This window comes from Acetobacter sp. AN02 (genome assembly GCF_029759835.1).
Taxonomy (GTDB): Bacteria; Pseudomonadota; Alphaproteobacteria; order Acetobacterales; family Acetobacteraceae; genus Acetobacter.
Window position 1 is genome coordinate 1 of sequence record NZ_JAJJND010000074.1, and the last position, 11,682, is coordinate 11,682.

At 61.4% G+C, this 11,682-nt stretch carries 8 protein-coding genes; 5 read left to right on the top strand and 3 right to left on the bottom strand.

Annotated features, from left to right (window positions below; translation table 11 throughout):
- The first annotated feature begins 173 nt into the window (after positions 1-173).
- A complete protein-coding gene (locus LOC54_RS09035; RefSeq protein WP_279313489.1) occupies positions 174-479 on the top strand; it encodes a hypothetical protein in 306 nt (101 codons plus the stop codon).
- Between the two features lies 1 nt (position 480).
- Positions 481-930, top strand: coding sequence for a hypothetical protein (locus LOC54_RS09040; protein ID WP_279313490.1), 450 nt, complete (start codon positions 481-483; stop codon positions 928-930).
- A 299-nt stretch (positions 931-1,229) separates the two neighbouring features.
- On the opposite strand, the gene LOC54_RS09045 is transcribed toward LOC54_RS09040, so the two are convergent.
- The 3 genes from LOC54_RS09045 to LOC54_RS09055 all read right to left on the bottom strand — a co-directional run bounded on the left by LOC54_RS09045 (position 1,230) and on the right by LOC54_RS09055 (position 8,882).
- Complete coding sequence (locus LOC54_RS09045) at positions 1,230-2,963, bottom strand: hypothetical protein (RefSeq protein WP_279313491.1); 1,734 nt, start codon at positions 2,961-2,963, stop codon at positions 1,230-1,232.
- Positions 2,960-4,699 (bottom strand): hypothetical protein, encoded by a 1,740-nt coding sequence (locus tag LOC54_RS09050; RefSeq protein ID WP_279313492.1) that lies wholly within the window; start codon positions 4,697-4,699, stop codon positions 2,960-2,962. Before LOC54_RS09050 ends, LOC54_RS09045 begins: the two co-directional genes overlap by 4 nt.
- A 145-nt stretch (positions 4,700-4,844) precedes the next feature.
- Positions 4,845-8,882, bottom strand: a complete 4,038-nt coding sequence (locus tag LOC54_RS09055; protein WP_279313493.1) for a helix-turn-helix transcriptional regulator — start codon at positions 8,880-8,882, stop codon at positions 4,845-4,847.
- Positions 8,883-9,445: 563 nt separating this feature from the next.
- Here LOC54_RS09055 and tnpA point away from each other — a divergent pair.
- From tnpA to tnpC, 3 genes are all read left to right on the top strand, one after another.
- Entirely contained in the window at positions 9,446-10,090 is a 645-nt protein-coding gene (gene tnpA / locus LOC54_RS09060) for an IS66 family insertion sequence element accessory protein TnpA (RefSeq protein ID WP_279313494.1), read from the top strand.
- Complete coding sequence (tnpB, locus tag LOC54_RS09065; protein WP_166318568.1) at positions 10,087-10,449, top strand: IS66 family insertion sequence element accessory protein TnpB; 363 nt, start codon at positions 10,087-10,089, stop codon at positions 10,447-10,449. The genes tnpA and tnpB overlap by 4 nt, the downstream gene beginning before the upstream one ends.
- 72 nt (positions 10,450-10,521) lie before the next feature.
- The gene (gene tnpC / locus LOC54_RS09070) at positions 10,522-11,628 is read left to right on the top strand and encodes an IS66 family transposase (protein WP_279313495.1); all 1,107 of its coding nucleotides are present in this window, start codon (positions 10,522-10,524) and stop codon (positions 11,626-11,628) included.
- Positions 11,629-11,682 lie beyond the last annotated feature (54 nt).

The window sequence follows — 11,682 nt, forward strand, 5'->3', positions numbered from 1 at the left end:
TCCCGGCCAGGGAGAAGGCCTTTTATCCGTTCCCACTGATCGTCGCGTAAACCGTAACGCCGCATCTGTCTGTCTCCATCAAAACCGGGAAAACAGTCTGCACAGGAAGCCGGAAAGTACAACACTCACGGCACACGAGCAGCCCTTAACTGACGACACGCCGTAACCAGTCCATGCGGGAAGCAGCATCTCTGGCGTCAGTGAATGAGTATCGCCAGGTATCGGCCCAGGCGATGCAGCGACAGGACGAGGCTCTGGCCGACCTAGGGGATAATGATGTGGGGGCGTCCACGCAGCTCATCGCGGTCGAGCAGTCCACTGCGTTGCATCAGAACGACGCCAGCTTGCAGTTACAGCAGACCATGGCGGACATGGCTTTTCAGCAGCACATCCGGCAATTGGAAGTCGAGAACGACATTGCCGAAAAGAATCTCAAGCATCTGCAAAAGGTGCAGGCTTTTACAGCATCGAGTGAATGATATGAGACAGGCTCTATTGTTGGCCGCAGTGGTGGCCGGGTTGGGTGTGGGCGAGATCCGCACGGCTCACTCGCAGGTCATAGATCCTGAGTGGCAGGCGACACAGGCGACCATGAAAGCCGATGAGCAGCGGCAATGCCGGCACATGACGCTAACACGCAAGTTCCAGTGCCAGGAGCAGCTACAGGAGACCTACAAGGCAAAGGGGTTTGTGCCAGGCACGATGCCCTATGTGCGTCGGCGGTTTGGTGGGGAGAGCGTCCAAGGGCTCGACCAGGAAATACGATCCATCAACCGCACTTACGGCCAGGTGCGCCGTTTGAATGGTTACGAGCATCCATTGCCGGGTGAACTCACCGCAGACATGCAGCAAGGCAACGTCAGCTATCTGAGTAAGCTGATAGAGGAAAAGGGCGGTATGCCGCCGCTTCTGCCATTCGGGAACCGATAGGGGCAGGAGAGAGGGCAGGGTGTACCGTCTCTTTTTTTGTTCGCATATTCAGAAAGCTTCCCTACCATCCTTAGCCTCATCGGATGCTGAGGTGAGATGTGAAGTCGACTTCCGGCGACTGGTAGGTTAGCGTTCCGAGATGACACGCATGATCGATGGATATCCAGCTGCGCGTATCAGCGAACTGCTACCTTGCTCCCAAAGCGCCAACGCCTAATTTGGGGGGGAGAGCGGAATGGCTGCTTTAAAGGTCTTTTTTTGAGTAGCCGGACATTCGTCGGCGCGCCTCTTGACGGTAGTTAACGAACCGTCTGGCCGCCACTGTCAACCTTCGCCGACCGCGCCTCCCGTAGCAGGCCTAGCCAGAGGTCTGGCGGAAGTGGCAGCCCGGCATGCCTGCACGCCATCGCAAGCACCGGCCAGTGGCCTAGCGAAATAGCGGACAGATTTTCGAACGCTGTCGGCGACGCGCACTCCGCCTCCAGCATGCGAATGGCGCGCTCGCCGTCAGTTGTGATCGGCACTCCGCCGAGCGATGCCCCGTGCGATTGCTCGCCCGAATATAGGAGTCCCTCGCTGTCGGCGCCCGCCAGCCAGAACTGCATGTTGCAGTGTCTCAGTTCCTCCTTAGCGAACTCGGACAGGAAGCGGGTGCCCATCCCCTCACCAAAGGTCGACGCCCACAGTGAAAGCAGCGGATAGAGGGAACTGCCCTTCGTCTGACCCTCGCGATATTCGGACGAGCGCTCGCGTGGGTGGACGAGCAGCCCCCGGTAGTCGGCGTAGATAGTCGGGTATCGGCTGTGGGACCGAAAGGCGTAGACCGTGCGCTCAATGACAGCGTCGGCGTAGTTTCCGGCCGCCTGGCTCCACTCTCCCATCATCGTAAGAAACATGAGTGTAACCCCGATCTCGACGGACTGCTCGTCCGTGAACGGCGTCAAGAGGATCGGGTTGTTGCGGACGAGTTGGACGATCTTCTGAGCCAATTCCGACGCCTCTGGGCAGTCCCAGTCAACTCGCGCCATTGGCAGCCGAACGTTGCCTCCCGCGAACCACAGGTGCCACAGCCCTCGCATCGCCATCCGTCCGATCAACGTGAAGAGTTTCAGATTTACATCGACCGGCGAGGCCGATGCTACGGCGATCGAGATTGCATGCTTGTGATCGACAAATGGGAGAATTTTCCCGCCGACCAGTTCGTCCCAGATCAAGAAGTGCAGGTCTACAATTCCGGCAAATGCCTTTCCGACCTCCTCGGAAGCCTTCGTGCTCTTCGGTACATCGGCTCTGATCAGGTTCCACCCGAGCAGGATCGCGAGCTCGCTGGCGCGATACGGTCCCTCCACGTTTCCGGCATCGCGCGCCCAGACGAATTGGACCCACAGGCATATGTAAATTTGGCGCAGGATTGTCGCCCGCTGCCGAGGAGTCGAGTCTTCGAGCTTGCAGAGCCCGCGCAGGAGCTTCTCGAAGTAGACAAACGCGACCTGCGGCTCGTCGACCATCGCGACTGCCTTCCGAAAGCTGGCACGGAGGGACTTGTCCACCAGCTGCTCGCGCAGGACGCCCTCCACCAGCAGCCCTGCCATGTGGTCGCCGTTCCACTCGGAGAACGAGACGCCGTTCCTCGTCTCCCGCCTCGTAAACTGCGTGACGTTGTCCCGGACGGCCTCTTGGATGTCACCACCGAAGCATAGGCAGATGACGATCTCGAGCTTTGAATAAGCATCGGGAATGCGCGTAGGGATGTAGACGTCGAGGATGTCGTTGATCGAGCCGCGCAACGCCTGCGGGCTGCCGTCCCAGTCGGCGCGGGTCAGATCGCCCTGCTTGATCGAAAACAGGAACAGCTTCCGGCGGCCATCCGCGTCCCGGCCCACCGCCGCAACATCAACGCCGTATTGGCGCGTGCCCACTGACGGCCTGGAGATCACAGTGTAGCCGAGCTCGCTCAACAGGTCCGGCAGCACAGCGTCGAGCTCTTTGCGCTCCTTGAGGGATGCGAGATACTGCTTGAATACGAGCTTCATTCCGGGCGAGGTTCCGCCCTAAACGACAGTAGCATTAGCTGGAGCCCGACCGGATCCACCACTTCGATGCGAGGCACCTCGAACGAGGTGCTGATGCTTCCCATCGCGGTCTCCATCCGGCGGGGCTCGTCTTCGAGGTTCTCAACCCAAATCACGGCGCGCTCGCCGTAGAGTATGATAGACTCAGTCGCGATCTGAGCGAAGATGGATTTTTTCCTTGCCTTGCGCATCGCCTCCAACATGCTGTCGGTATGGCGCTCCCACTCCAGTTGGCGCTCCCGCTCTGACGGGCGCAGCTCGGGAACGGAGCCGGGCGCCTTCAACCTCTCCAGATAGCTGTCCTGCGCCGCGATCGCACGTGCCACCGCAGGCGCCGCTGTATCCGTCGCGTCCTCGGAGATCGGTATCAGCAGGTCGCGGGTCGACCCTGCGTAGTTCTGCAGAACCGGACAGACAAGCACCTCCTCCACCTCCGCCGACACCGCCTCGGGTGCCGACCGAAGGAGCGAGGACAGCAGCGAGGACATGAGCACGGGCTTCAGGAAGAAACTGCCGACGACCTTGCGGGCCAGGTAGGGATACTCCGCTTCGCTCAGCCCGTATTGGGAAAAGTCGACGTGCAGCGGCCGCTCGTCACGGCCAGCGCCAAACATCGCGCGGTCCATGGCGGAACAGAGCCTGTGGTCGCCATCGTACAGCCAAGCCACCACCCAGTCAGCCAGCGCGTCGTTTGAATCCTCGATCACCGCGCGCACTGTGGAGTCTAGCCGACCCAGCTTGACCGCTCCCTCGTCCCGCCTGACGAGTGCCTCGGCAAGCTGCCTGACCTCCAGAACCTGCCCCGCCTTCACCATCTTGGACAAAGCGATGTCGAGGAGGTCGATAGCCTCATTGTTACCGGCGTCGACCTCGCGCAGCCTCTCTAGCATACTATTCTTCAACGCGGCACTCAGTGGCGTCGGATCGAAGGCCAGTAACCGGGACGCTGAATGGAGCGTGTGCTCTCCGCCCGCCGCCAGCGCCAGACCGGCCAAATTCTCGAGCGCGTCGATCCGCTTCGCTGGTATATCCTTTAGCCGCTCTCCGATCGCCGACAGGAAGTAAGCAAGGAACGTGTCGTCGGGGTTCTCCGTCAGCGCAGTGTCGAACGCTTCGAGGAGACGGTCCCAGTAGGCCTCATTCAGCATCTCGATCTGTCCGAGCGCGCTCAGCGCGCCCCACCGCTGCCGCTCCGTCCCGCTCTCCAGGAAGCCGTAAGCCCGGTCGACGAACAGCGGCCGATCAACAGCAACACCGGTCTTGATGGCGATGATGAGATAGCCGTCGGCCTGCACGAACCCCTCGTCTATGAGCGCAAGCAATTCGCCGGGGCGCGCGGGATCGTCGCCACACCACTTCACGAACTTGTCGATGTGGAGGCCGGCTGCCATGTCATTGCCAGCGCCGACCCGTATTGTCTCTACAACCCGAACCATCTCCCGGACCGAGCCGGTAATCCTCGGGATGAGCCGTTCGTAGAGATGCTGCCCATCGAAGAAGTCCGGTCCCTTGTGCCGCTCAACCGACTCCGTCGTGATGATATTGAGGAGATCGATCTCGCCGGAGTTGTGCAAAACGACGAGTAGTTCGATCGTCGGGCTCTCCTCGTCCAGCCAGATGCGGCCGTATTCGGCGAACAGCGCGTCGACTAACGTGCCGCTGCGCCACTTCGCCAGTATCTCCTCCCGATCGGGCATATTCGGATCGTCCATCAAAGGAACATATCATGCACATGGGCGTATGCCAGATTGCACACGGCCGCCAACCGCAAAAAGTCGCAAGCTCTGCTGCTATCCTCGCGTTGGCCGAGCGATACCGGGCGACGGAAGACCACGGCCATCCTCACCAGTCGCGCTGCTCAGCGCTTTGATCCTCGCGCACTGCATCGGCCTCATAGCCCTTGGCGATCTTTTCAAGCACAGCACGGGTTCGCGGCCAGAGCAACGCGCTAGCCTTGGCGTCGGCACGATAGCGCGCGGCGAGATCGCGTTCCTGATCGCCCCCATCGTTCGGCATGCGCGTGGTGACCCCGCGACGATTGAAGCGCCCGATCAAGAACCCTTGGTCGATATCGTCGTTGGCGACCGTTTCGATCACGTCGCGGACAGGCTCGGGCGGCCAGGCCTGGCCGTCGGTGCGCGGCGCGGCGGACAGGATCACGCCGATGCGATAGTCGGCGATCCTGCCGCGGTACGCTTCGGCCGAAGCAGCGCGCACACGCTCGACCCAAGCCGATAGTTTCGCCCCATCAATCGTGCCGTCGTCATTACTCCCCGGGATCCGCGACCAATCCTCGAAAACGTGGAAGGCCTGGGATGCGATCCTCTCGGCATTCTCGAGCGCTTCGCCGGTAAGCGCGGTCTCATTGCCGCCTTCGCCGCTATAGAGCGCCTTCAGTAACATCACGAAGAAGTCGGGGTCCGTCGCCATCAGCCGGTACAAGGCGCGCGGAGGCCGCTCTGAATGCTGGAGTGCAGAGAAGTAGATCCATTCGAGCGTGGCCACCTCAGATTCGAACCCCGGAATGGCATCGAGCCGCTCGAAGATCTTGCCGACATGCCAGCCGAACAGGCCGCTATCATTATCGTCCTCGGCATTGCCCGAGCCGCTTATCGTTGAGGGATCGCGCATTACGCGCACGATGAGGTCGCGCGCGACGGTCAGGTTCTCGTGCCCCGCGATATAGCTTAACGCGGCGCGCCCGCGGTTAACGCCGAGCGCCTTATCGACGACGACAGTGACGTCTTCCTGCTCAGAAATGATCTGCAGGTTGAGCCGCGACCAATAGAGCCGCTCGGCTTCGTCGCCTGCGCTCGCGATCAGATTCCAAGTGTCTGCGACGGCATCGAGTGTGAACGCGATCGTCGCGATTTCGACGGCGGGCCGCGTGGCCGCGATCGCTTCGACCAGCCGCTCGCGCATCGCTGTTTCGCCGCTCTGACGTTTCAACCCCCAGAGCAGGCCGCTGACAAAGCGCTCGATATTGCCCTTGCCCCGTGCGAACGCCAAGCGGAGCATCGCCTCTTTCCGTGCGGGTGCGAGCGTGCTCAGCGCGACCGCGGTGCCCAAGGAGTCGGGCCGTTCGACGGCCAACCCGTAGTCGACCAAGTCGTTGTCGGTCAGGCCTTGCGCGATTTCCTCGACCGCCGCGATCTGCTCGGCTTCGGTTCGTGCTTGCTGCTCCTGCCAGCTCAACTTCGTATCGAACCGCGGATTGGCGTGCCCAAACAGCCACGCATGGCGATGTTTCACAGAGCTTGGTTCGAGATCGGCGAAAATATCCTTGAGCGGCTTCAACTCCTCGACATTGAGCGACCAATGCGCGTCGGGGAAGCGCGCATGCTTGGCGATGAACAGCCGCAACTTCTCGCGGAAAATCTGGCGCGCATCGGCATCGAACCCTGTAACCGCCGCCGTCAGGGCCCGCTCGGCGCTGACGCGCCACGCGGCGTCGAAGCTCGCCCAATGGTCGAGCACCGTTTCCCAGCGCAAAGGATCGCCTCCGGCCGTGGTGAGCAGCCGATCGCCGATCGCCGCATACATTTCAGCGAGCGACCGGTTGGTGATGATCTCGGGGGCGTCGGTAGAGAAGTCGCGCCACAGCGGCTTGGCGGTCGGGTGTGTCGTGCCCCCAACGACGGTTGGTGAGATGGCGTCAAGCAGGTTCCAGCCAACCATCGGCCAGCGCTTGACGATCACGTCGATCAGCGCGATCCGCTCGGCGGGCGACGCGAACGTCTGCGGGCGCCACGGAAGGAAGATCCGCGCAAGCGTTTCCTTGGGACGATTGGCGATCTTGCCGCCGGGATCCGCTTCAGCGAGGCGCGCGAGGATTAACGTCGCACGCCCGGCATGGTCGGGGCTCCAGCACAGAATTTCTAGCGCCCAGAGCAGGTCGGAAAGATATTCCTGCGCGTGGAGCAGGCCCTCGTCGCTGCGGAACAGGGACGCGATCGGGCTGGGCTGGGTGTCAAGTGCTCGGTCGATCGCCGAGAGGAAGGCGTCGGGTCCTGCCTCGGCGAGCCGTCGGAAGTCGTTCGATAGAGACCACCAACGCGCCTCGTCGGCGCCGCCGAGCAGGTCGGCAACAGCGCGCTCGCTCAAATGCACAGCACCGGGGACGCCGCTCACCTGATCGTGCCAGATGCCCAGCGCGATCACGGCTTCGCTCAAACCCCGCCGGAGATCGGGCGACGCCTCGGTCGGCGGGTTGCGATCAAAGCGGAAGCGATAATCGGGATCGTTGTAGCACGGGCTGATTTCCCCCATCACCTCGAGAAACACGGCGATCAGCGTCTCGACCTGCGCTGTGGTCAAGTGGCTCGCGAGCAGGAACCAGCTATCGCGCAGCGAGGTCAGCTTCCACACCGAGCCCGAACGACGGAACGGCCCGTCGAGCGCAGCAGCGAGTGGGGCGAGCGCTTCCTCGACTGTATCATATGGCAGGTTGCACAATCGGGCGACGATCGCACGGTCGGCAGGATAATCGCGATCCCACGCGCCCGAGAGCATTGCTCCGAGCAGCGGCGGCACGAGCGGCGCTTGCGCCCAAGCGGGGCGACGCGCGGGGGCTGCAGGCATCAACCGGCGAAGCACGGCGAGACTGCGGCCGGCGGCACTCGCATAGCGGCGCGCCTCGCCGCGCTCGATTCCGGCATCCTCAAGCGCGGTCTCAATTGTGTGCCGCCAGGCCCGTGGCAGTCGTAGCACCGTCGCGGGCGCGCCAACGTCCGAGCCGTAGGCGGCGAAAACGTGGTGGCCGTCGCGCACCAGACGAGCGGCAAGACCGGGATCACCGCCAGTCAACACGACGACGAGCTTGTCGCTCAACCCGGCGACCTCGCGCGCGATAGTGTCGCTATCCGTGACGACGATCCGGCTCATCCAGAACAAGCGGTGCGGCTCGGGCAACTGGTTGACCGCAGCGTAGAGGAACGCGACCGCCTCATCGACCGCCTCGGCCTGGAGCGGCATCACGCTCGGCTCGGCATTGAGCCAGCGCAGCACTTTGACCACCTCGTCGTCTCGGTCGGCGGTGACGATATCAGGGGTGAGCGGCGGACGCGTCGCAAGCGACCATTCGTCGAACACTTCGGGTAGGTTGCGCAGGCCCGCAGGGCGGCGGCCGATCCGCGCCGCCAGCCATTCGGCGACGCCGGCGTGGCAGTCGAGCCAATGGACGAGCTCGTCGCCGTCAATGACGCGGACATCCTGCCAGACGCCCTCGGCACGGCGGGCGGCGGCCCATTCTTCCTTCTTCGCCCAGCGCTGCGGAGTCACGAACACAAAGGTCGACATGGCCGGGTCGATTCCCTGGGGATCGGCCGAGCGCTTCTCGAAATCCTTGTCAGCCTTGCCCTTGATACCGTCGCGCTGTGCGCCGAACTCCCAAGCGGAGAAACCTTGCGGCACGTAAGGCGTGGCGACGGGGGACTCGACGACGCCGTCCCAGCCGGAATGCGCGATGCTGTCATCGGCGGGAAAACGTAGCGCGACCGGACCGCAGCTGACCAGGATCAGCCGGGTCAAAAGTTCCGGCAGCCCGGCGGGGCCGTCGCGGCGTCCGGCCCACTCGATGAGATTTTGCGCTGTGATCCAGCGCAATGCTCCTCCGTTGACGCCGGGCTTCGGTACGCTTTTCCCAGTTATGTGAGAGGACCCGGTGACGGCGCCACCACGCGTAAATGTGATGCCGTGACGCCTCAGCGCTGCAGCGATCGCCTCGGCATTGTTGGCGATCGGCGTCCGTTCTCCGCGCTCGAAATCGGCAAGCGTCGAGGTTGCGATCTTTGCTTCCTTGGCGAGTTCGGTCTGGGTCCACGCCAACAGTGCACGGGCAGCCTTGACTTGGCGGGGTGTTGGGAGGTCGATATTTGGCATAGGATATCATATATTAAATATGACATGAGATTTCAATCGGTATTTTTTTATGCAGGTATAGAACTTGGTATTCAGTCAAAATGTGTGTTCAGCATCTCTTGTCATCCCTTAGTCCGAGACGCCGCATCGCGGGTCAGGAAGGACGGGTTTTGGCGGGGCTGACCGGGCAAGTGAGCAGCCGGCAGGGAGCTCCGAACTGCTGATTCTGGGTCTCGGCAAAACCCGCAGCATTTTGGACAAATGTCAGGCTTTTGCGCATCACCGCTCGAAGGCAGCCTGCCGGAGGTCGGCCCAGCTTCTTTCGCACTGCGATGTCGGCTTTCGGGTAACCGTCACAACCGTTTGGATGTCTGCCATGTAGGCGGAAGCAGCCGTCAATTGTGCAATTCTTGGACGCTTGCACTGGTAGACGCTTTTCGGTGGCGGACTGAAGGCATAAAGACTGATTGTATGAAACCTGCTGATAATAATAATTCAGTAAAGAGTAAGCGTCCGGATCTGACACGCTGCGTTTGATCGGTATCTGTGCCTTCATTGGTGACTCCGAACCGGAGAAAGGACCGATGATGGATCGTGAGGCTTTGTGGCGAACGCGCCTGACAGACTTTGCCGAGAGTGACCAGAGCCAGAAGGCATTCTGCGAGGAGCGAGGCTACAGTCCCAAAGCCTTGCGTCAGTGGGCGCGAACCCTGCGTTTCGTCCCTTCCCGTGAAGACATCTCCACGGCTGAACCCACGGTCCCAGAGGGTCGGGCAGAGGAATTCCTCTGCCCGACCCCAGCGGCGACGTCCGTGACCACGCGGTCATGGGCAGAACTGGTCAACAAGGGAGGTGTGCGCAGACGATGGACGGACGAGAACAGACTGGCGCTGCTCCAGGATGCATTACAGTCCGGTCTGACACTTGAGCGCTACGCCCGGCTGAATCATCTGACACCGAGCGTCCTCTATCGCTGGTATCACCAGTTTTCCACACAGCTTCAGGAACGACCCGACGCGCCCCTGAGCAGGGAGGCGGCCTTTGCAGACGTTCAGATCTCTGATCCCGTCGTGACGTCGCCGATTTCGAACAGACCTTTCGCGAGACCCAACGCGACATTCCGGTCTCTGGAGATCGTTCTGAACAATGGGCGGACCCTGCGCTTTCCGGATGGTGTCGGTCTCGATGACGCCGTGTGTCTGGTCAATGCGCTGGACACTTCACCATGATCAGCCTGCCTCCCAACGTGCGGATCCATGTCGCACTGGGCTACACCGATCTGCGCAAGGGAATGGACTCTCTCGCCCTCATGATTCAGGAAATACTGCGTGCCGATCCGTTCAGCGGCCACGTCTTCGTTTTTCGTGGTCGAAAGGCTGGAACCGTCAAAATCCTTTACCACGACGGCAATGGCCTCTGCCTCTATCAGAAGCGGCTGGATTCCGGCGCGTTTACCTGGCCCGTGACACGTCCATCACCGGACGGACCGGCGAGTATCTTCCTGACCTCGGCACAGTTGTCGATGCTTCTGGAAGGGCTGGACTGGCGTAATCCGGTTCCTTCACGTCGCCTTATGGTAGCAGGATAAAATGGAATTCCGGGAATCCGGTCGCACCGTTTTTCCTTGTACTGCCCACGCCGGTCCGGCATCATCAGGACCATGAAGATCGCCCTCGACAATCTGCCCCTGGACCCGATCACCCTGCAGGGGATGGTGCGGGATCTGGCGGATGCGCTGGATGAGGGGCAGATCGAGATAGAACGACTTCAGCAGATCATCCGGGAATTTCGACGTGCACGGTTTGGCCGGAGTGCTGAAACCATCGAGCCCGACCAGCTCCCGCTGATCCTTGACACTAAAACCGGTGTTGAAACCATTATTGATGAGCAAACAAACGATGACGGGCTGAATCGTATCTCTCCAGATTTCACCAGATCATCATTCGTCAAACAACCTCACCGCAAGTCACTGCCTGATCATCTTTCTCGCTCCGACGTGACGATTGCTCCTGATGTCACGGTCTGTCCGGACTGCGGCGGATCGCTGCATGACGCGGGGACAACCACAAGTGAAATGCTCGACTGGGTGCCAGCGTCAGTCAGGGTGGTGCGGATCAACCGGCCCAAATGTGCGTGCCGGGCCTGTGGCACACTCCATCAGGCGGCGGCGCCAGAGAGGATTGCCGAGGGTTGCAGCGCAACGCCCGCTCTGATCGCCCATGTGCTGACCAGCCGATACTGCGATCATCTGCCTCTTTATCGACAGAGCCGCATCTTTGCCCGATATGGTCTTGAACTGGCGCGGTCCACACTGGCCGACTGGATCCGGGCTGCCGCATGGTGGCTGGCACCGCTCCGTCACATGCTGATGTCGCATGTCTGCTCTGGTGAGCGTATCTTCGCCGATGACACGCCGTTGCCGGTCCTTGATCCCGGTCGGGGACGAACCCGCACCGGTCGGCTCTGGGCCTATGCTCGTGATGACCGTGATTTTGGCGGCACAACCGCCCCTGCCGTTGTATTTTACGCCACGCCAGATCGTACCGCTGCGTGGCCAGCCCGCCATCTCGCCGGTTATCAGGGGATTCTGCAGGTGGATGGTTATGCTGGCTTCACGCCTCTCACCCATGACGGCAGTATCAGGATTGCGGCATGCTGGTCGCACACACGCCGTAAATTCTACGAACTGCATCAGGCAGGGTCACCGATAGCGACCGAAATCCTGTCTCGTATCCGGGAGCTTTATACCAACGGTTATCTTCTTTGACCTATATGAGCCCATTTCCTGAGGCCGATTGAGCGTATGGTCTCTGGCAGGGCG

Bases quoted from the DNA above. Each gene is read 5' to 3' on its own strand.
- LOC54_RS09050 (WP_279313492.1), bottom strand. From the start codon at position 4,699: ATGCCCGATCGGGAGGAGATACTGGCGAAGTGGCGCAGCGGCACGTTA.
- LOC54_RS09035 (WP_279313489.1), top strand. From the start codon at position 174: ATGCGGGAAGCAGCATCTCTGGCGTCAGTGAATGAGTATCGCCAGGTA.
- tnpB (WP_166318568.1), top strand. From the start codon at position 10,087: ATGATCAGCCTGCCTCCCAACGTGCGGATCCATGTCGCACTGGGCTAC.
- LOC54_RS09055 (WP_279313493.1), bottom strand. From the start codon at position 8,882: ATGCCAAATATCGACCTCCCAACACCCCGCCAAGTCAAGGCTGCCCGT.
- tnpA (WP_279313494.1), top strand. From the start codon at position 9,446: ATGATGGATCGTGAGGCTTTGTGGCGAACGCGCCTGACAGACTTTGCC.
- LOC54_RS09040 (WP_279313490.1), top strand. From the start codon at position 481: ATGAGACAGGCTCTATTGTTGGCCGCAGTGGTGGCCGGGTTGGGTGTG.
- tnpC (WP_279313495.1), top strand. From the start codon at position 10,522: ATGAAGATCGCCCTCGACAATCTGCCCCTGGACCCGATCACCCTGCAG.
- LOC54_RS09045 (WP_279313491.1), bottom strand. From the start codon at position 2,963: ATGAAGCTCGTATTCAAGCAGTATCTCGCATCCCTCAAGGAGCGCAAA.